Source organism: Streptomyces sp. CA-243310, assembly GCF_050936775.1.
GTDB lineage: Bacteria > Actinomycetota > Actinomycetes > Streptomycetales > Streptomycetaceae > Streptomyces.
In genome coordinates this window covers 1,710,266-1,728,929 of the sequence record NZ_JBNJMF010000001.1, presented here as the reverse complement: position 1 = coordinate 1,728,929, position 18,664 = coordinate 1,710,266, and the positions used below count along the sequence as shown (strand labels likewise).

General features: G+C 70.0%; 14 protein-coding genes, 5 tRNA genes and 1 pseudogene. 7 read left to right on the top strand and 13 right to left on the bottom strand.

Going from position 1 to position 18,664, the window contains the following annotated elements; all coding sequences use genetic code 11:
* Positions 1-107 precede the first annotated feature (107 nt).
* A pseudogene (cofC, locus tag ACQEVM_RS08130) lies at positions 108-707 on the top strand (2-phospho-L-lactate guanylyltransferase); the annotation flags it as partial.
* A 325-nt stretch (positions 708-1,032) separates the two neighbouring features.
* Here the strand turns inward: cofC and ACQEVM_RS08125 are convergent.
* The 4 genes from ACQEVM_RS08125 to leuC form a co-directional block, all read right to left on the bottom strand.
* Positions 1,033-1,719, bottom strand: a complete 687-nt coding sequence (locus tag ACQEVM_RS08125) for an HU family DNA-binding protein (RefSeq protein WP_433076433.1) — start codon at positions 1,717-1,719, stop codon at positions 1,033-1,035.
* A gap of 144 nt (positions 1,720-1,863) precedes the next feature.
* Positions 1,864-2,091, bottom strand: coding sequence for a hypothetical protein (locus ACQEVM_RS08120; protein WP_053675071.1), 228 nt, complete (start codon positions 2,089-2,091; stop codon positions 1,864-1,866).
* A gap of 137 nt (positions 2,092-2,228) precedes the next feature.
* Positions 2,229-2,822: a 3-isopropylmalate dehydratase small subunit gene (leuD, locus tag ACQEVM_RS08115; RefSeq protein WP_433076431.1), complete on the bottom strand. Its 594-nt coding sequence runs from the start codon at positions 2,820-2,822 to the stop codon at positions 2,229-2,231.
* Positions 2,823-2,825: 3 nt separating this feature from the next.
* Positions 2,826-4,250 (bottom strand): 3-isopropylmalate dehydratase large subunit, encoded by a 1,425-nt coding sequence (leuC, locus tag ACQEVM_RS08110; protein WP_433076429.1) that lies wholly within the window; start codon positions 4,248-4,250, stop codon positions 2,826-2,828.
* A 184-nt stretch (positions 4,251-4,434) separates the two neighbouring features.
* Between leuC and ndgR the strand changes: the two genes are divergently transcribed.
* Complete coding sequence (gene ndgR, locus ACQEVM_RS08105; protein ID WP_053675064.1) at positions 4,435-5,151, top strand: IclR family transcriptional regulator NdgR; 717 nt, start codon at positions 4,435-4,437, stop codon at positions 5,149-5,151.
* 176 nt (positions 5,152-5,327) lie between these two features.
* On the opposite strand, the gene ACQEVM_RS08100 is transcribed toward ndgR, so the two are convergent.
* The 9 genes from ACQEVM_RS08100 to ACQEVM_RS08060 all read right to left on the bottom strand — a co-directional run bounded on the left by ACQEVM_RS08100 (position 5,328) and on the right by ACQEVM_RS08060 (position 9,273).
* Positions 5,328-5,400: transfer RNA gene (locus ACQEVM_RS08100), tRNA-Glu, on the bottom strand.
* Between the two features lie 21 nt (positions 5,401-5,421).
* Positions 5,422-5,493: transfer RNA gene (locus ACQEVM_RS08095), tRNA-Gln, on the bottom strand.
* Between the two features lie 24 nt (positions 5,494-5,517).
* Positions 5,518-5,590: transfer RNA gene (locus ACQEVM_RS08090), tRNA-Glu, on the bottom strand.
* Positions 5,591-5,651: 61 nt separating this feature from the next.
* Positions 5,652-5,724 (bottom strand) — tRNA-Glu (locus ACQEVM_RS08085).
* Positions 5,725-5,750: 26 nt separating this feature from the next.
* Positions 5,751-5,822: transfer RNA gene (locus ACQEVM_RS08080), tRNA-Gln, on the bottom strand.
* Between the two features lie 86 nt (positions 5,823-5,908).
* Positions 5,909-6,637: an HAD family hydrolase gene (locus tag ACQEVM_RS08075; RefSeq protein WP_433076426.1), complete on the bottom strand. Its 729-nt coding sequence runs from the start codon at positions 6,635-6,637 to the stop codon at positions 5,909-5,911.
* A gap of 79 nt (positions 6,638-6,716) precedes the next feature.
* Positions 6,717-8,192 carry a glutamate--tRNA ligase gene (gene gltX, locus ACQEVM_RS08070; protein ID WP_433076424.1) on the bottom strand — a complete coding sequence of 492 codons (1,476 nt, stop codon included), beginning with the start codon at positions 8,190-8,192 and terminating at the stop codon, positions 6,717-6,719.
* Positions 8,185-8,991, bottom strand: coding sequence for a fumarylacetoacetate hydrolase family protein (locus ACQEVM_RS08065; protein ID WP_433076422.1), 807 nt, complete (start codon positions 8,989-8,991; stop codon positions 8,185-8,187). Before ACQEVM_RS08065 ends, gltX begins: the two co-directional genes overlap by 8 nt.
* A gap of 99 nt (positions 8,992-9,090) precedes the next feature.
* Positions 9,091-9,273, bottom strand: a complete 183-nt coding sequence (locus tag ACQEVM_RS08060) for a hypothetical protein (protein WP_433076420.1) — start codon at positions 9,271-9,273, stop codon at positions 9,091-9,093.
* A 579-nt stretch (positions 9,274-9,852) separates the two neighbouring features.
* Between ACQEVM_RS08060 and ACQEVM_RS08055 the strand changes: the two genes are divergently transcribed.
* The 5 genes from ACQEVM_RS08055 (at position 9,853) to ACQEVM_RS08035 (ending at position 18,660) form a co-directional block, all read left to right on the top strand.
* A complete protein-coding gene (locus tag ACQEVM_RS08055) occupies positions 9,853-13,632 on the top strand; it encodes a nitrate- and nitrite sensing domain-containing protein (RefSeq protein ID WP_433076418.1) in 3,780 nt (1,259 codons plus the stop codon).
* A 9-nt stretch (positions 13,633-13,641) separates the two neighbouring features.
* On the top strand, positions 13,642-14,055 hold the full coding sequence (locus ACQEVM_RS08050) for a roadblock/LC7 domain-containing protein (protein WP_008739864.1): 414 nt from the start codon (positions 13,642-13,644) through the stop codon (positions 14,053-14,055).
* Between the two features lie 151 nt (positions 14,056-14,206).
* Positions 14,207-14,599, top strand: coding sequence for a DUF742 domain-containing protein (locus ACQEVM_RS08045; RefSeq protein WP_266997214.1), 393 nt, complete (start codon positions 14,207-14,209; stop codon positions 14,597-14,599).
* A complete protein-coding gene (locus ACQEVM_RS08040) occupies positions 14,580-15,164 on the top strand; it encodes a GTP-binding protein (RefSeq protein ID WP_266573764.1) in 585 nt (194 codons plus the stop codon). Before ACQEVM_RS08045 ends, ACQEVM_RS08040 begins: the two co-directional genes overlap by 20 nt.
* A 292-nt stretch (positions 15,165-15,456) precedes the next feature.
* Complete coding sequence (locus ACQEVM_RS08035; protein ID WP_433076415.1) at positions 15,457-18,660, top strand: nitrate- and nitrite sensing domain-containing protein; 3,204 nt, start codon at positions 15,457-15,459, stop codon at positions 18,658-18,660.
* Positions 18,661-18,664: the final 4 nt, after the last annotated feature.

Sequence of the window (18,664 nt, the reverse complement as noted above, 5' to 3'; positions counted from 1 at the left end):
GAGGCGACAATGGGCCCACTGATGACCTGGCCATGACCTGACGATGGCTCGAGCGCGCGCGGGAGCGCACCGGAGGGGAGGAGGGCGCCACGAACGCCGTCTGGAGTCTGGTCGTCCCGTTGAAGCCGCTGGCGCTGGCCAAGAGCCGTCTCGCGGCGGCCGTCGGGGGCTCTCGCCCGGGGCTGGCACTGGCCTTCGCGCAGGACACCGTGGCAGGGGCGCTGGCCTGCGCGGCCGTCGCGGATGTGGTGGTCGTCACGGACGACTCCGTGGCGGGCCGGGAACTGGCCAGGCTGGGCGCGCGGATCGTCCCGGACGCCCCCGGCGCCGGCTTGAACGCCGCCCTGGCCCACGGGGAGCGGGCGGTGCGGCGGCGGCGGCCCCGGGCGGCGGTGGCCGCCATGAACGCCGATCTCCCCGCCTTGAGACCGCCCGAATTGCTACGCGTGCTCGACGATGCCTCGAAATTTCCCCGGGCATTTCTGGCGGATGCGGCAAGAATCGGGACGACGTTGCTTTCGGCTGCTCCGGACGTGGAATTGACGCCCTCGTTCGGCGGCCCGTCCCGGGCCCGCCATTTCGCCTCGGGGGCGGTGGAAATCTCCCTGGCGGACGTCGACAGCGTGCGCCGGGACGTGGACACCGCGGCGGATCTGCGAACGGCCCTCACGCTCGGCGTGGGGCGTCACACCGCCCGATACAGTGCCGGTATGCAGGCGACCGCGTACACGTACGACTCCCAGACCCGCAGTGGCAGCGTGCTGCTGGACGACGGCACCCCGATGTCCTTCGAGGCTCCGGCCTTCGACGCGGGCGGCCTGCGGCTGCTGCGCCCCGGGCAGCGGGTGCGCATCGAGACGGACGGCGAGGGCGGGACCCTGCGGATCACCCTGATCACGCTCCAGACCTTCTGAGGTCCCCGCCTCCCGCCTCCACGGCCGTCCCCGGCGGGGGGTTTCGCCTCCGGACAGCACCGCGGGCCGGCTTCCCCCCGCGGGGGAAGCCGGCCCGGCGTGTGTGTGACTCCCGCCCCTACTTCTTGCGGGCGGTCGTCTTCTTCGCGGTGGCCTTGCGCGTCGCCGTCTTCTTGGCGGGCGCGGTCGTCTTCGCGGTGGCCTTCTTGGCCGCCGGAGCGGTCTTCTTGGCGGTGGCGGTGGTCTTCTTGGCCGCCGGGGTGGCCTTCTTGACCGCGGTCGCCTTCTTGGCCGTGGCGGCCTTCTTCGCGACGGCGGTCTTCGCGGCCGTCTTCTTGACGGTCGCCGTGGCCTTCTTGGCCGTGGTCTTCTTCGCGGTCGCCTTCTTCGCGACCGTGGTCTTCGCGGCGGCCTTCTTGGCGGTGGTGGCCCTCTTGGCCGCGGCCTTCTTGACCGTGGCGGAAGCGCCGCCGGACAGGCTGCCCTTGGGGGCCTTCTTCACGGCCACCTCGTCGCCCTTGGGGAGCTTCTTGGTACCGCTGACCAGGTCCTTGAAGCCCTGACCGGCCCGGAATCGGGGAACCGAGGTCTTCTTGACCCGGACGCGCTCACCCGTCTGCGGGTTGCGGGCGTAACGGGCCGGGCGGTCGACCTTCTCGAACGAGCCGAAGCCCGTGACCGAGACCCGGTCGCCCGCGACCACGGCGCGGACCATCGCGTCCAGTACCGCGTCGACAGCGTCCGCGGCCTGCTGACGGCCGCCCAGCTTGTCGGCAATCGCTTCTACGAGCTGCGCCTTGTTCACGTCTTCCCCTTCGGAGACTTCGCCAGAACGAATGTGTTCAAGCTTATTTCGCACGTTAGGCGGATATATACCGCAAATCAAACACGAAACGGGCTAATCACCCTAGTGCCGCAACGTTGTAGGCCGTTACGGAGTTCCTTCGCATCAGTCGCCTTCAGGGAATCGACCCTCGTCGAGGTCCTTCATCAACCTGTCCAGGCGCCTTGCCGCATCGGCCAGATCATGCTTCGACGCGGCCGTGACGACCAACAGCTTCCGGGACAGCGCCATCCTTACGCCCTCCGGGACTTGCAGTGAGCGCACCCTTGTGTGTGCTTCTTTCAATCGGTCCGCGACGAGTTCGTAGAGCTCAAGTTGACTGTCGCGTTCCATGCACAGATTGTGCCATCTGGGGCGAGTTGTCGCCTCACGGGGCCTCAACACACGGCTGTGCCCCCCGCCGGAGGGCGAGGGGCACAGTGTTGTCGATGTGATGGCCCGAAGGCGAATAAGCGCTGATCAGGCTGGAATCAGGCCCGAATCGTGCGGGGCTTGTGGCCCGGCCGGGTGCTTTCGTACGTGGCGATGTCGGCTTCGTTCTGAAGGGTGAGCGAGATGTCGTCCAGCCCCTCCAGCAGCCTCCAGCGGGCGTTGTCGTCGAGTTCGAACTCGGCCTCGACGCCCTCCGCTCGGACCCGGCGATCGACCAGGTCGACCGTGATCTCGGCCTCGGGGTCGGCCTCGGTGAGCTGCCAGAGCCGTTCGACGGTCTCCTGCGGCAGGACCACGGTCAGCAGGCCGTTCTTCAGCGAGTTGCCGCGGAAGATGTCGGCGAAGCGGGAGGAGATGACGGTTTTGAAGCCGAAGTTCTGCAGGGCCCAGACGGCGTGCTCCCGCGAGGAACCGGTGCCGAAGTCGGGGCCGGCGACCAGGACGGTCGCGCCGGCGCGCTCCGGGCGGTTCGTGACGAACTCCGGGTCCTTGCGCCAGGCCTCGAAGAGCCCGTCCTCGAACCCGTCGCGGGTGATCTTCTTCAGCCAGTGGGCCGGGATGATCTGGTCGGTGTCGACGTTGCTGCGGCGCAGCGGGACGGCCCGGCCGGTGTGGGTGGTGAAGGCTTCCATGGTTCAGACTCCGGCGGTCGCGTCGGCGGCGGACAGGTCGGCGGGCGAGGCCAGATGGCCCAGCACCGCGGTGGCCGCGGCCACCTGCGGGGAGACCAGGTGGGTGCGTCCGCCCTTGCCCTGCCGGCCCTCGAAGTTGCGGTTGGAGGTGGACGCGGAGCGCTCGCCGGGCGCCAGTTGGTCGGGGTTCATGCCCAGACACATCGAGCAGCCCGCGTGCCGCCATTCGGCGCCGGCCTCCTTGAAGACCTTGTCCAGGCCCTCCTCGACGGCCTGGAGGGCGACCCGGACCGAGCCCGGAACGACCAGCATCCTTACGCCCTCGGCGACTTTGCGGCCCTCGATGATGCCGGCGACGGCCCTCAGGTCCTCGATGCGGCCGTTGGTGCACGAACCTACGAAGACGGTGTCGACGTTGATGTCGCGCAGCGGCTGTCCGGCGGTCAACCCCATGTATTCCAGGGCCTTTTCGGCCGCGTTCCGCTCCGAAGCGTCCTCGTACGAAGCAGGGTCGGGGACGTTCGCGGAGAGCGGCGCGCCCTGGCCCGGGTTGGTGCCCCAGGTGACGAACGGGGACAGCGCGGCGGCGTCGATGACGACCTCCGCGTCGAAGACCGCGTCGTCGTCGGTGCGCAGGGTCTGCCAGTACGCGACGGCCGCGTCCCAGTCCTCGCCCGCGGGCGCGTGGTCGCGGCCCTGGAGGTAGTCGAAGGTGGTCCGGTCCGGGGCGATCATTCCCGCGCGGGCGCCGGCCTCGATCGACATGTTGCAGATGGTCATCCGGGCTTCCATCGACAGCTTCTCGATGGCCTCGCCGCGGTATTCCAGGATGTAGCCCTGACCGCCGCCGGTGCCGATCCGGGCGATGATCGCCAGGATCAGGTCCTTCGCGGTGACGCCCTCGGCCAGCGCGCCGGTGACGGTGATCGCCATCGTCTTCGGGCGGGCCAGCGGCAGCGTCTGGGTGGCGAGGACGTGCTCGACCTGGCTGGTGCCGATGCCGAAGGCCAGCGCGCCGAACGCGCCGTGGGTGGAGGTGTGGGAGTCGCCGCAGACCACGGTGGTGCCGGGCTGGGTCAGGCCCAGCTGCGGCCCCACGACGTGGACGACACCCTGCTCGACGTCGCCCAGCGAGTGCAGGCGCACACCGAACTCGGCGCAGTTCTTGCGCAGCGTCTCCAGCTGGGTCCGGGAGACCGGGTCCGCGATCGGCTTGTCGATGTCGATGGTGGGGGTGTTGTGGTCCTCGGTCGCGATGGTGAGGTCGAGGCGCCGCACCTTGCGGCCGGCCTGCCGCAGGCCCTCGAACGCCTGCGGGCTGGTCACCTCGTGCAGGAGGTGCAGATCGATGAAGAGCAGATCGGGCTCGCCCTCCGCGCGCCGGACGACATGGTCGTCCCAGACCTTCTCCGCGAGTGTCCTACCCATCGCTTTCCCTCCGGCCGGCCGGTTGTGCCGGCGCTTATTAGAGATCCGGTGCGCCTGATCGTCCGTACCCCACGCGCCGGACCGAGGCTCGGACCCAGTGGTTCGTGGACCCGCACATACAGACTCGCTGTTTCTTGGAAAAATTGAACTTGCGTTTCACAGTGTGAGACGCGAATATCGTTTCATGGACAACTCTAGCGGCGTCGGCGTTCTCGACAAGGCAGCTCTGGTACTGAGCGCACTGGAGTCCGGTCCGGCCACCCTCGCCGGGCTGGTCGCGGCGACAGGGCTCGCACGACCCACGGCACATCGCCTTGCCGTGGCACTGGAACACCACCGGATGGTGGCGAGGGACATGCAGGGACGTTTCATCCTCGGTCCGCGGTTGGCAGAGCTTGCCGCCGCGGCCGGTGAGGACCGCCTGCTCGCGACGGCCGGACCGGTGCTCACCCACCTCCGTGACGTGACCGGGGAGAGCGCGCAGCTCTACCGGCGTCAGGGCGACATGCGCATCTGCGTGGCCGCGGCCGAGCGGCTGTCGGGCCTGCGGGACACCGTCCCGGTGGGCTCCACGCTCCCGATGAAGGCCGGTTCGGCGGCGCAGATCCTGATGGCCTGGGAGGAGCCCGAGCGGCTCCACCGCGGGCTCCAGGGCGCGCGATTCACGGCGACGGCGCTCTCGGGCGTACGGCGCCGCGGCTGGGCGCAGTCGATCGGTGAGCGGGAGCCCGGCGTGGCCTCCGTGTCGGCGCCGGTGCGCGGACCCTCGAACCGGGTGGTCGCGTCGGTGTCGGTCTCCGGGCCCATCGAGCGCCTGACCCGACACCCGGGGCGGATGCACGCCCAGGCCGTCATCGACGCGGCCGCCCGCCTGTCGGAGGCCCTGCGCCGAACCGGCTGACCCCTTTCCGACTTCCCCCACTCCCCCGGGTCCGGGGGCGCGTACGACGCCGCACACGTCCTGTACACGCGCCTCCGGGCCCGCATTCACGAGGCGCCGGCGTGGCGGTCGCGCGAACCGACGCCGGACATGCGAAGAGGCCCTCCGCGATGAACGCGGAGGGCCTCTTCGATGCGTACCCCCGACCGGATTCGAACCGGCGCTACCGCCTTGAGAGGGCGGCGTGCTAGGCCGCTACACAACGGGGGCTAGCTGTACTTCGGTGCTGCGCTGGGCTACCAGGACTCGAACCTAGAATAAGAGAACCAGAAACTCTCGTGTTGCCAATTACACTATAGCCCAAAGGTCTAGACCAACTAGACACAGTACCCCCGACCGGATTCGAACCGGCGCTACCGCCTTGAGAGGGCGGCGTGCTAGGCCGCTACACAACGGGGGCCCTAGCGATCCTGCATCAAAACATCCGGGTGCGACCCTGGAGATCTCGCGGGAAGGATCTGTACCCCCGACCGGATTCGAACCGGCGCTACCGCCTTGAGAGGGCGGCGTGCTAGGCCGCTACACAACGGGGGCAAGCACTGCGTTACTTCTGCACTGCGCTGGGCTACCAGGACTCGAACCTAGAATAAGGGAACCAGAAACCCTCGTGTTGCCAATTACACTATAGCCCACCAAAACTCAAGCCCTTGCGGCACTTTCGTTTGGTTAGCGCCCCCGTCCCGGCCTTTCGGCCCGCTCGGGCGGCGCAGAAAGAACATTACCGGATGCCTGACCGTGCTCCAAAACGGGTATCCGCGGCCAGCAGCGCGGGCAGCCGCCCGAGTCCGTCGATCCTGTGTACGCCCTCGGGCCCCGGGCCCGCGTCGCCCCGACGGTCGAGCCACACCGCCGTGAGGCCCGCGTCACGGGCGCCGCGGGCGTCGATCTCGGGCTGGTCCCCCACGTACGCGACCTCGCCCGGCGGCAGTCCGAGCGCCTCGCACGCCTTCAGGAAGGCCTCCGCGGCGGGCTTGCTGACGCCCAGTTCGGCGGCGCAGACCAGCACCTCGAAGCGTTCGCGCAGGCCGAGCCGGCGCAGCTTGGGGTCCTGGTTGGCGACCGAGGAGTTGGAGAGCACGCCGTGCCGGTACCCGTCGGCGAGGGCGTCCAGCGCGGGCACCGCGTCGGGGAACAGGGTCCAGGCGGCCCGGTAGTGGTCGACGTACCGGTCGAACCAGTCGTCGCTCTCGGGGCCGCTCATCTCGGGCCGCTCCAGGAAGTCCCGCACCCGGTCCCGGCGCTGCTCCCGGAAGGTCACCCGGCCCGCGGCGAAGCGGTCCCAGTGCCGTTCGGTGAGACGGCGCCACAGCGCGAGCGCCTCGGCCTGCGAGCCGTACCGCGCTTCCAGCCCCTCGTCGGCGAGGTGCGCCGCGAGGCCGGCCGTGTCCGCGCCGGTGTAGTCGAAGAGGGTGTCGTCGATGTCCCACAGCACAGCACGGATCGGCATACGGCCGAGGCTACGCCGAAACGCCCCGGGGGCGGCAGCCCTGTGCGGCTGCCGCCCCCGGGGGACGTACGGGTGGTGCCTACGCGGCGAGCCTGGCCAGGGTCGCGTCGATGCGGGCCAGCGAACGCTCCCTGCCCAGGATCTCCAGCGACTCGAAGAGCGGCAGGCCCACCGTGCGGCCGGTGACGGCGACGCGGACCGGGGCCTGGGCCTTGCCGAGCTTGAGACCGTGGGTCTCGCCGGCGGTGAGCACGGCCTGCTTGAGGGACTCGGGGTCGCTCCAGTCGGCCGTCTCCAGGTTGGCGCGGGCGGTCGTCAGCAGGGCCGCGGGCTCGCCCTTCATCGCCTTGTCCCACGACGCCTGGTCCTCGACCGGCTCCTTGCGGAACAGGAAGTCGACGTTGGCCGTGATGTCGGACAGCACGGTCACCCGGGTCTGGGCGTACGGCGCGATGCGCTCCCAGGCCTCGGCGTCGAAGTCCTCGGGGGCCCAGTTGGCGTGCGGGGCCTCCAGCCACGGAGCGCAGGCGGCCGCGAAGGCCTTCGGGTCGAGCAGCCGGATGTGGTCCGCGTTGATCGACTCGGCCTTCTTGAGGTCGAAGCGCGCCGGGTTGGCGTTGACGTCCGGGATGTCGAACTTCGCGACCATCTCCTCGATCGAGAAGATGTCCTGGTCCTTGGAGAAGGACCAGCCCAGGAGCGAGAGGTAGTTCAGCAGGCCCTCGGGGAGGAAGCCGCGCTCGCGGTACAGGTTGAGCGAGGACTCCGGGTCGCGCTTGGAGAGCTTCTTGTTGCCCTCGCCCATGACGTACGGCAGGTGGCCGAACTCGGGAACGCGCTGCGCGACGCCCAGCTCGATCAGCGCCCGGTAGAGCGCGATCTGGCGCGGGGTGGAGGACAGCAGGTCCTCGCCGCGGAGCACGTGCGTGATCTCCATCAGCGCGTCGTCGACCGGGTTGACCAGGGTGTACAGCGGGGCGCCGTTGGCCCGGACGATGCCGAAGTCGGGCACGTTCTCGGGGGCGACGGAGATCTCGCCGCGCACCAGGTCGGTGAAGGTGATCGTCTCGTCGGGCATCCGGAAGCGGACGATCGAGGTGCGGCCCTCGGCCTCGTACCCGGCCACCTGCTCGGCGGTCAGCTCGCGGCAGTGGCCGTCGTAGCCGGACGGCTTGCCGGCCGCACGCGCGGCGTCGCGGCGCGCGTCGAGCTCCTCGGTGGTGCAGTAGCAGTGGTAGGCGTGGCCGCCGTCCTGGAGCTTCTTCGCGACGTCCGCGTAGATGTCCATGCGCTGTGACTGGCGGTACGGGGCGTGCGGGCCGCCGACCTCGGGGCCCTCGTCCCAGGTGAAGCCGAGCCAGCGCAGCGAGTCCAGCAGCTGGCCGTAGGACTCCTCGGAGTCCCGGGCCGCGTCGGTGTCCTCGATGCGGAAGACGAACGTGCCGCCGTGGTGGCGGGCGAACGCCCAGTTGAAGAGAGCGGTCCGGACCAGGCCCACGTGCGGGTTGCCGGTCGGGGAGGGACAGAAACGTACGCGGACGTTCGCGTTAGCCACGCTTGATCACCTTGTTGGTGAGAGTGCCGATGCCTTCGATGGTGACGGCGACCTCGTCGCCGACGTTGAGGGGTCCGACTCCGGCCGGGGTCCCCGTGAGGATGACGTCGCCCGGGAGCAGCGTCATGGCCTCGCTGATGTGCACGACCAGGTCCTCGATGGAGCGGATCATGTCGCCGGTGCGGCCGAGCTGGCGTTGTTCGCCGTTCACGGTGCACTGGATGGTCAGGTCGGTCGGGTCCAGATCGGTCTCGATCCAGGGGCCGAGCGGGCAGGAGCTGTCGAAGCCCTTGGCCCGCGCCCACTGCTTCTCGCGTCGCTGGACGTCGCGCGCGGTGACGTCGTTGGCGCAGGTGTAGCCGAGGATCACGTCCTTGACGCGCTCCTTGGGGACCTCGCGGCACATGCGGCCGATCACCACGGCGAGCTCCGCCTCGTGGTGGAGTTCCTCCGAGAAGGAGGGGTACGTGATGGGGTCCCCCGAGCCGACCACCGAGGTGGAGGGCTTGAAGAAGGTGATGGGGGCTTCCGGGCGGCCGTCGGCGTCCACGAGGGAGTGGCCGAGCTCCGCCGCGTGCTCCGCGTAGTTGCGGCCGATGGCCACGACCTTGTTGGGGAGCACGGGCGGCAGCAAGCGGACCTTGGCGAGCGGGACCTTGACCCCGGAGAGCTCGAAGTCCGCGAACGGGATGCCCTTGATGATGTCGAGGACGAGCGTCGATTCGTCGCCGGGGGCGGTGCTGCCCTCGACCGCGCCGAACGCGACGTTTCCATCGATCGAGAACCTGGCGATGCGCACGTGCTGCGTCTGCCCCTCTGTCTGCCGGCCTGCTGGAGTCTGCGGACTCCAGGCTAACGCGGCGGGCAGCGGGGCCCCGCTTCTTCTCTTCGTCCGCGACTACTGCGCGGCGGCGACCGGCGCGTCCATCAGGATCGTGCGCCGCGGGTTCGCGGTCTGGGCCGGAAGCTCGACGGCGTGTTCCGCGACCGGCGGCACCTGGAGCTCCTCGGCGTCCTTGAGGTGCGCGAGGGTGGTGCGGCGGGGGTTGGCTATGTTGCGGATCAGGGTCGTCGTCTTCATCGGAGTTCGGGGCCTCGGCTCGCTCGTCGGGTGATGGTTGTCGGATGCGCCAAACCCTGGCGCCAACCCTGCAAGGGGCAAGGCTAAACATCTGAATCCCCGGCTGAACCGGGAAGTAATGGCCACGGCTGTGTGAGTTTGCTCACCCATGACCTGGCATTACGGGCATAACGGGCAGTCAATTCCACTTCGCGAAACGGACATTGCGCCACTGAATGCGGCATTCCGCTCCTGATCATGAGGACTGGGACACCTTGCCGGCCACGGTGTTTGGTCGGCGTAAGTCCGGTTTTTCCCGGTACCGGTACCACATCGCGTAGCGGCTCACTCACGGGCCGTGACCGGCTCGCCGACCCGACGCGCGCACCTTGTTGGAGATCCTCCACTGTGCTGGAATTCGCGGGACCGCCGCGGGAATCAGCCGGCGCGCAGGTGGCGCGACTCAGCGCCGAGCGCGGCGGCAAGGAGAGGGAGACGCGCCGGTCACCGACGACCACCATGGGGCCGTCAGTGCCCCACGACTCGACACCGTCCCACCGGTCACCCGGCGGGACGCCTGGTCCAGAGGTTGCGACGCTAGTGCAGGGACGATTCAAGAGGGATGGCAGCGCTGCGGCGGAGCAGGAGCCGCGCGGCGGGACCGACCGTGGCTCCTCGCCCCAGCACGCCCAGAACCGCGGGCCGGCTGTCGAGGGTGCGAGCTCCGACGCCTCCGCCACGGTGAAGGCGAAGGGTCGTGCGAAGCCCAAGGGCTTGGCCAAGGCGAAGGGCAAGAGCGAGTCGGCCGCCGGGCAGGACGTGGCGATACCGAAGGCCCCCACGGGGTCCGGTTCCCGCCTCGCCATGCAGAACTGGCGCATCAGCACGCGACTCGTGTCGCTGCTGACCCTGCCGGTCGTCGCCGCCACCACGCTCGGTGGCTTCCGCATCAACGACTCGTTGAACGACATCGCACAGCTCGACCACATGCAGCTGCTGACGACCATGACCCGGCAGGCCACCAACCTGGCCGCCATGCTCCAGGAGGAGCGGGACAAGTCGGCGGGTCCGCTGTCGGTCGCCGCCAAGGACCCCGCCAAGGTCGGCACCGCCAAGCCCAACTCGCTCGTCCAGGGCGTCCGTGACCAGACCGACGCCGCCGCCGAGGCCTTCGCCGCGGCGACCGACAAGGTCAGCCTCACGGAGGACAAGGACGAGACCCTCAAGTCGATCCGCAACAACATCCTGCAGATCGGCCGCCAGCTCACCGGCATCGAGGACATCCGCAAGAAGGCGTACGACAACGGCGCCCAGCAGACCGTCACCGAGTACAACGCGCTGATCGTCTCGCTCCTGTCCCTCTCGCAGGACATGGCCCAGGCCACGTCCAACCCCGAGATGATCAAGCGCACGCGTGCCCTGGCCTCCTTCTCCTCGGCCAAGGAATACGCCTCGATCCAGCGCGCGATCATCGCCGCGTCGCTCCCCGAGAGCGGGGCCACGACCGGCACGCTCAAGGAGAACGACCGCCTGTACGCGCTCTCCGCGCTCCGCGGCGAGAGCCAGTCGAAGAAGACCTTCGAACTCGTCTACCAGGGCCGCTCCGAGGAGCTCACCGCGTCCCTCGGCGACGGCAACCCGGAGATCAGCAAAGCGGACCACTACACCCGCCGCGTGCTGTCCACCGAGGGCCAGTTCGCCAAGGAGCAGCAGTACCGCTCCTGGATGGACTGGTACGACGCCGACGGCACCAAGCTCCAGGCCATGAAGACCATCGAGCTGTCGCTCCTGGAGGACATGGAGCAGAAGGCCCGCGAGCTCAGGAACGAGTCGCAGCAGGACGCCATCATCAACGGTGCCCTGATCTTCCTCGTCCTCGGTGTCTCCCTCGTCGGCGCCTTCGTCATGGCCCGGTCCATGATCCGGTCGCTGCGGCGTCTGCAGGACACCGCCACCCGGGTCGCCCAGGACCGACTGCCCGAGCTGGTCAAGCAGCTCTCCGAGTCCGACCCGCAGGACGTGGACACGTCCGTGGAGTCGGTCGGTCTGCACACCCGTGACGAGATCGGCCAGGTGGCCGCGGCCTTCGACGACGTGCACCGCGAGGCCGTCCGCCTCGCCGCCGAGCAGGCCCTCCTCCGGGGCAACGTCAACGCGATGTTCACCAACCTCTCGCGCCGCTCCCAGGGCCTCATCCAGCGTCAGCTCTCGCTCATCTCCGAGCTGGAGTCCCGCGAGGCCGACCCGGACCAGCTGTCCTCGCTCTTCAAGCTCGACCACCTCGCGACCCGCATGCGCCGTAACGGCGAAAACCTCCTCGTCCTCGCGGGCGAGGAGCCGGGCCGCCGGTGGACCCGCCCCGTCCCGCTCGTCGACGTGCTCCGCGCCGCGGCGTCCGAGGTGGAGCAGTACGAGCGCATCGAACTCTCGTCGGTGCCCGGCACCGAAGTCGCCGGCCGTGTCGTCAACGACCTCGTGCACCTCCTCGCCGAGCTGCTGGAGAACGCCACGTCGTTCTCCTCCCCGCAGACGAAGGTCAAGGTCACCGGTCACGCGCTGCCCGACGGCCGGGTGCTGGTCGAGATCCACGACACCGGCATCGGCCTCTCCCCCGAGGACCTCGCCGCGATCAACGAGCGGCTCGCGTCGCCGCCGACCGTGGACGTCTCCGTCTCCCGCCGCATGGGCCTGTTCGTGGTCGGTCGCCTGTCCCTGCGACACGGCATCCGCATCCAGCTGCGTCCCTCCGACTCGGGTGGTACGACGGCCCTCGTCATGCTGCCGGTCGACGTCGCCCAGGGCGGCAAGAAGCCGGCCCCGATGCCCGGTCAGGGCGGCCAGGGTGGTCCGCAGGGCGGCCCCGGCGGTCAGGGTTCCGTTCCCGGTGGGAACGCCCGTCCCCCGGTGGGCGCCGGCCAGCAGCGCGGCCAGGTCTCCGGCGGCGGGCCGCGTCCCGCACTGCCGGGACGCGACGGCTCCGCCGGTCAGGGTTCCCAGCAGCAGCGTGCGCAGGGTCCGGGTCAGGCGCCGCAGGGCGGCCCCGGCACCCGTCCGCAGCAGGGCGGGGCACCGACCCGCCCGCAGGCCGGTCCCGGCGCGCCGAACGGCCAGGCCGGTCCCTTCGGCGGCCCGGCCCCGCTGCCCGGGCGTACGCCCGGCGCCACGACCGGTGGCCCGCAGGGGCGTCCGGGGCAGACTCCCTCCGCCTTCCCGCAGGGCAACGGGTTCGAGCGTCCGCAGCAACCGCAGCCCCAGCAGGCTCCGCAGCAGCAGGACGGCCGACACTCCGCCGCCCCGGCGCCGACCCAGCGCAAGCGGCCGCAGTTGCCGCCGCGCGCCGGTGCGCCGCGTCCGGAGCTCCCCGGCACCGGTACGTCTCCCACCGGTATCCCGCAGGGCACCAGCTGGGGTGCGGGTCAGGGTGGCCAGGACGTCCCGCGCGGGCACGACGAGCTCTCGGGCCCCGGCGCGACGGCAGAGTTCGCCCGCCCGGACTACGACGCCCCCTTCCCGCAGGCCACCGGCGGCAACCCCGCCAACAGCACCACCGGCCAGTTCGAGCGTCCCGACGTGCGCGGTCCCCAGGACCCGTCCACCACCGGGCAGTTCGAGCGTCCGGAGCTGCGCGGGCCCGCCGACCTGACCGGCCCGGCCTCGACCACCGGCCAGTTCGACCGACAGGACTTCCAGGCGCCGCGCAGCGGTGGCCCCGGGGTGGGCGGCTACAGCCGCCGGCACCAGGCCCCGCAGCAGGGCACCGGCTACCCGGCCGCTCCCTCGCCGGTACCGGCTCCGCGCCCGGAGGCGCCGAGCCTGCCGCAGGCTCCGCAGCCGGAGGCCCTGCCGCCGGCCCGGAACCAGGGTGAGGCGCGCAGCCCGATCTTCGACACGCTGGAGTCGAACTGGTTCCGTCAGGAGGGCGAGCAGCCCGCCGACCAGGGACCGGCCGTGCCCCAGCAGCCGCAGCAGAGCGCCCCGTCCGCGCCGGCTCCGCAGCGCACGCAGCCCCAGCTGCCGCAGCGGGGCCAGGAGCCGGCGGCCGACGCCGCCGCGACCGGCGCCATGCCGACCGTCAGCTGGCGTTCGTCGCCGAACGACGAGCTGATGCGACAGGCCGAGCGCGTGCGCCAGCCCGCCGCGGGCGGCATCACCACCTCGGGGCTGCCCCGTCGGGTTCCGCGAGCGAACCTCGTGGCCGGCACGGCGCAGCAGCAGGCCGAAGCCCAGGCAGGCAGCCCGCAGGTATCGCGTGCCCCGGACGAGGTCCGAGGCCGTCTCACCAACCTCCGCCGCGGTATCCAGCAGGGGCGTCAGGCCGGCACCACCGGCCCCGCGACCGGCAGTTACCACGTCGACCCCACTTACCAGCAGGAGCGTTAGTTGAGTTCGATGAGCCAGGCGGCACAGAACCTGAACTGGTTGATCACCAACTTCGTGGACAACACCCCTGGGGTGTCCCACACCGTGGTGGTCTCCGCCGACGGACTCCTTCTGGCGATGTCGGAAGGTTTCCCGCGCGACCGCGCCGATCAGCTGGCGGCCGTGGCCTCCGGTCTGACGTCGCTGACCGCCGGCGCCTCCCGCATCTTCGAGGGCGGCGCCGTCAACCAGACGGTCGTCGAGATGGACCGGGGATTCCTTTTCCTCATGTCCGTGTCCGACGGATCCTCGCTGGCCGTTCTCGCGCACCCCGAGTGCGACATCGGCCTCGTGGGCTACGAGATGGCCCTCCTCGTGGACCGCGCCGGCAGTGTCCTCACCCCGGACCTGCGCGCGGAGCTGCAGGGAAGCCTGCTCATCTGACTGCCAGACTCCCGGCCGGACGGTACTTCCGGCCGGGAGCACGGGGCCCGTGCCCCGGAATCCAGTACCCCCGACAGGCCGTCATCACGTCCCCCCACCGGCCGCCCTGTCAGACGGCACGCTGACCACTGCTGTCCAGCCCGGAGGATCAATGACCCCGCCCCCCGCCTACCCCGATTCGTACGGAGATTCGTACTCGGAAGGCGACCAGCCGCTGGTACGTCCGTACGCGATGACCGGTGGCCGGACCCGGCCGCGCTACCAGCTCGCCATCGAGGCGCTGGTCAGCACCACGGCCGATCCGATGCACCTTTCCGGCCTGCTGCCGGAGCACCAGCGCATCTGCACGCTGTGCCGCGAGGTGAAGTCGGTCGCGGAGGTCTCCGCACTTTTGTCGATGCCGCTCGGTGTCGCCCGGATCCTCGTCGCCGACCTGGCGGAGGCCGGAATGGTGGCCATCCACCAGCCGGGCAATGGAGAGGCCGGCGGAACGCCGGATGTAACGCTGCTCGAGAGGGTTCTCAGTGGACTTCGCAAGCTCTGACGGCGGAGCGGCTCCTCGCTCCACCACCTCCGCGAAGATCGTGGTGGCCGGCGGCTTCGGCGTGGGCAAGACCACGTTCGTCGGCGCGGTCTCCGAGATCAACCCGCTGCGCACCGAGGCCGTGATGACGTCCGCGAGCGCGGGCATCGACGACCTGACCCACACCGGGGACAAGACGACCACCACGGTCGCCATGGACTTCGGCCGCATCACCCTGGACCAGGACCTGATCCTGTACCTCTTCGGTACGCCGGGTCAGGACCGCTTCTGGTTCATGTGGGACGACCTCGTGCGGGGCGCCATCGGCGCGATCGTCCTGGTCGACACCCGCCGGCTCGCGGACTGTTTCCCCGCCGTCGACTACTTCGAGAACAGCGGCCTGCCGTTCGTCGTGGCGCTCAACGGCTTCGAGGGGCACCAGCCGTACACCCCGGAGGAGGTCCGCGAGGCGCTGCAGATCGGCCCGGACGCGCCCATCATCACCACCGACGCCCGCCACCGCGCGGACGCCAAGAGCGCGCTCATCACGCTCGTCGAGCACGCGCTGATGGCGCGGCTCAAGTAGCACGGAAATCGTGGCCGCGTGTGAGGGCGGGTTGTGTCATACGACACGGCCCGCCCTTCTCGTTCATAACGTTTCGACAGAGAATTGAGGCCGGCCGGGCACAGGGTGCGGTCACCCGGTGCCGCTGTGCTCACAACTGGCCCCGCATTTGCAGCCCCTCGCTCTTTATGTCCGATTTATGTGGGGCATAAGGCTCTGGGAATGGCCGATTTCAACTGTTTGGAACACGGCCGTTAACCGTGCTGGAATTCAACGAACTAGCTAGTAGCACCGCCGAGAGGTTGTTGGTCGAGTGAGGCGAAGCAACTCGAGCCCCGCGGATGAACCCGCGCGTGGCAACTTCACCCCGCCGCCGCGAGCGGCCGCGTCGCCCGTCGACGTGCCCGTTGACCCACCCGCGAGCAGCGGCAGCACCAGCAGATTCTCGCCCCGCAACTGGCGTGTGCCGACCCGACTGAACGCCATCCTCCTCGTACCCGTCCTCGTCGGACTGGTCATGGGCGGCTTCCAGGTCAAGGGTTCGGTCGACAGCTGGAACGAGGCCAAGGACGCGGAGAAGACCGCCCGTATCGTCCAGGCGGCCTCCGAATACGGCCAGGCGCTCCTCAACGAGCGAGACATGACCGCCCAGCCGCTGCTGCGCGGCGACCGCGGCAGCGAGGTCGTCACGAAGGCGTACGCGGCCACGGACGCGGCGAAGGCCAAGTTCGCGGACGCGGCGAAGGACCTCCCGAAGAACCAGGGCCTGGAACGGCGCCTGGAGCTCTTCCGTCAGGAGGAGCCCAAGCTGGAGCAGGTCCGCAAGACGGCCTACCTGGCGGCGCCCGAGTCGGCGAAGAAGAACCTCCCCAACGCGCTGGGCCCCATCCCCACCGAAGAGGGGTACGTGCTGGTCCAGCACTACCTGATGCAGTTCTCCAACGAGCTGGGCCTGGGCACCGGCAACGTGACCAGCTACGGCCGCATGGTCTACGCGATCGAGCTGGCCAAGGCGGCGAACTCCCTCCAGCGCTCCGTCGGCACCCACCTGCTGGTCCGGCCGAGCGAGAGCGAGGACATCCGCAAGTCCCAGCTCGTCGCCTTCTCCTCGTACGCCTACCTCGAAGAGATCGCCATCGGCGAGTACGTCGCGGCCGGCACCGACGCGGACACCAACCGCCTGCGCGACGTCATGGGTCAGAAGTCCCAGGAGGGCGCCCAGAAGCTCGCCGCGGCCAAGCAGGCCGCCGAGCAGGCGGGCACCACCTTCAAGACCCCGCCCGTGGTCAACGGCTCCGTGCTCACCGGCATGACCGAGGCGATAGCCTCGGGCGAGAAGAACACGCGTCTCGCCCAGAACGGCACCACGGCCCAGGCCTGGCAGGCCGCCGCCACCGCCAAGTTCGACGGCTACGCCGAGATCGAGAAGGAACTCCTCGGCAAGGCCGTGCAGGACGCGGTCGCGGTCTCCGACGAGTCCCGCAACGACGCCATCCTCACCGGCGCCATCGTGGTCGTGGCCCTGCTCGCCGCCTTCATCCTGGCCGGCATGATGGCCCGCCAGATGGGCCGCGCCATGCTCCACCTGCGCACCTCCGCCTTCGACATCGCCGAGCAGCGCCTGCCGATGCTCGTCGACCAGTTGTCGCGCACCGATCCGGGCAAGGTCGACACCCGGGTGTTGCCGATCCCGATCGACTCCCAGGACGAGATCGGCGAGGTCGCCCGCGCCTTCGACCAGGTCCACCGGGAAGCGGTCCGGCTCGCCGCGGAGCAGGCGCTCCTGCGAGGGAACGTCAACGCGATCTTCACGAACCTCTCCATGCGCAACCAGTCGCTGATCGAGGGCCAGTTGACCCTCATCACCGACCTGGAGAACAACGAGGCCGACCCGGACCAGCTGGAGAACCTCTTCCGCCTGGACCACCTGGCCACCCGCATGCGCCGCAACGGCGAGAACCTCCTCATCCTCGCGGGTGAGGAGCCGGGCCGCCGCTGGGACCAGCCGGTCCCGCTGGTCGACGTGCTGCGCGCCGCCTCCTCCGAGGTGGAGCAGTACGAGCGCGTCGAGCTGTCGGGCGTCTCGGAGGCCGAGATCCACGGCCAGGCCGTGACCGACCTCGTGCACCTGCTCGCCGAGCTGCTGGAGAACGCCACCACGTTCTCCTCCCCGCAGACCAAGGTCCGTGTCAACGCCACCCGTCTGCCCGACGGCCGCGTCATGATCGAGATCCACGACAAGGGCATCGGTCTCACCGCCGAGGACTTCGCGGACATCAACCACAAGCTGGCCAACCCGCCGACCGTGGACGCCGCGATCTCGCAGCGCATGGGTCTGTTCGTGGTCGGCCGGCTGGCGGACCGCCACAGCATCCGCGTCCAGCTGCGCCCCTCGGGCGAGGCGGCCGGCACCACCTCGCTGGTCATGCTCCCCGACGCCATCACCCACGGTGGCGGTGGCGAGGGCGTGCCGGACGACGACTTCACGGTCTCGCAGATCATCCCGGAGCAGCAGGCCCTGCAGGCTCCGAAGATGCGCACGGCGGCCGAGCTGGGCTTCGACGACTCCCGCTACGACGCCCAGGGCGGCCAGGGAGCCGACGGACAGGGCGCCGACCCCGTGGGCCGGTCCCTGGGCCAGCAGGAGCGCCGGGCGGCATTGGCCGCCCAGGTGGGCTACCCGCAGGACCAGCAGTACCCCGATCAGGCCGAGCAGTCCTCCCAGGACTATCCGGAACCCCAGCCTGAGCACGGGTACCAGCCGTACCAGGGCTACGAGCAGCAGCCCGAGCCGGGCTACGCCCCGGGGTACGAGGGCGGGCAGCCCCAGCAGCCCCAGCAGTCCTACGAGGCTTACCCGCAACAGGGATACGCCTATCCGGAAGCCGAGTACCAGGACCAGCGGCAGGACGCCCCGTCGTACGATGGTGGCTTCGAACCCCAGTCCCAGCAGGCGGAGTGGCCCGAGCAGAACACGTACTCGGGTGGCTACCAGCAGGGCTACGGGACCGAATCGGAATCCACGCCCGCTCCCGAACCGGCCCCGGAACGCGTAGGCTTCGACCGTCCGGGCGCCGCCGACACCGGTCACAAGATGACCGGAGCGGGCCTGCCGCGCCGCGGCAGCCAGCAGCAGTGGCAGCCGGCACAGCAGGAAGCGGAGTCCACCGGATCCCTCTTCGAGCAGCGGCCGCAGCGTCAGCAGCCCGCCGCCGCCCCGAAGGCGGACGAGGAAGGCCCTGAGGCCTGGCGTTCGAACAACGACGAGCGCTGGCAGCAGGCCGCCAAGCTTCGTGAGCCGAAGGCGGGCGGGGTCACCCCGTCCGGTCTCCCTCGGCGGGTGCCCAAGGCCAACCTGGTCGAGGGTGCTGCGGAGACGACCCCGCAGGGCGGCCCCCAGGTCTCCCGCGCACCGGAGGACGTCCGTGGCAGGTTGAGCAACCTGCGACGCGGTGTCCAACAGGGACGCAGCGCGGGTTCCGAGCAGTCAAGTAACAGCTATGACCAGGAGCGTTAGTGTG

What these genes read in the sequence shown, in the direction of transcription:
- ACQEVM_RS08120 (WP_053675071.1), bottom strand. Translation starts at nt 2,091, where the DNA reads ATGGAACGCGACAGTCAACTTGAGCTCTACGAACTCGTCGCGGACCGA.
- leuD (WP_433076431.1), bottom strand. Translation starts at nt 2,822, where the DNA reads ATGGAAGCCTTCACCACCCACACCGGCCGGGCCGTCCCGCTGCGCCGC.
- leuC (WP_433076429.1), bottom strand. Translation starts at nt 4,250, where the DNA reads ATGGGTAGGACACTCGCGGAGAAGGTCTGGGACGACCATGTCGTCCGG.
- ndgR (WP_053675064.1), top strand. Translation starts at nt 4,435, where the DNA reads ATGGACAACTCTAGCGGCGTCGGCGTTCTCGACAAGGCAGCTCTGGTA.
- ACQEVM_RS08075 (WP_433076426.1), bottom strand. Translation starts at nt 6,637, where the DNA reads ATGCCGATCCGTGCTGTGCTGTGGGACATCGACGACACCCTCTTCGAC.
- ACQEVM_RS08060 (WP_433076420.1), bottom strand. Translation starts at nt 9,273, where the DNA reads ATGAAGACGACGACCCTGATCCGCAACATAGCCAACCCCCGCCGCACC.
- ACQEVM_RS08050 (WP_008739864.1), top strand. Translation starts at nt 13,642, where the DNA reads ATGAGCCAGGCGGCACAGAACCTGAACTGGTTGATCACCAACTTCGTG.
- ACQEVM_RS08045 (WP_266997214.1), top strand. Translation starts at nt 14,207, where the DNA reads ATGACCCCGCCCCCCGCCTACCCCGATTCGTACGGAGATTCGTACTCG.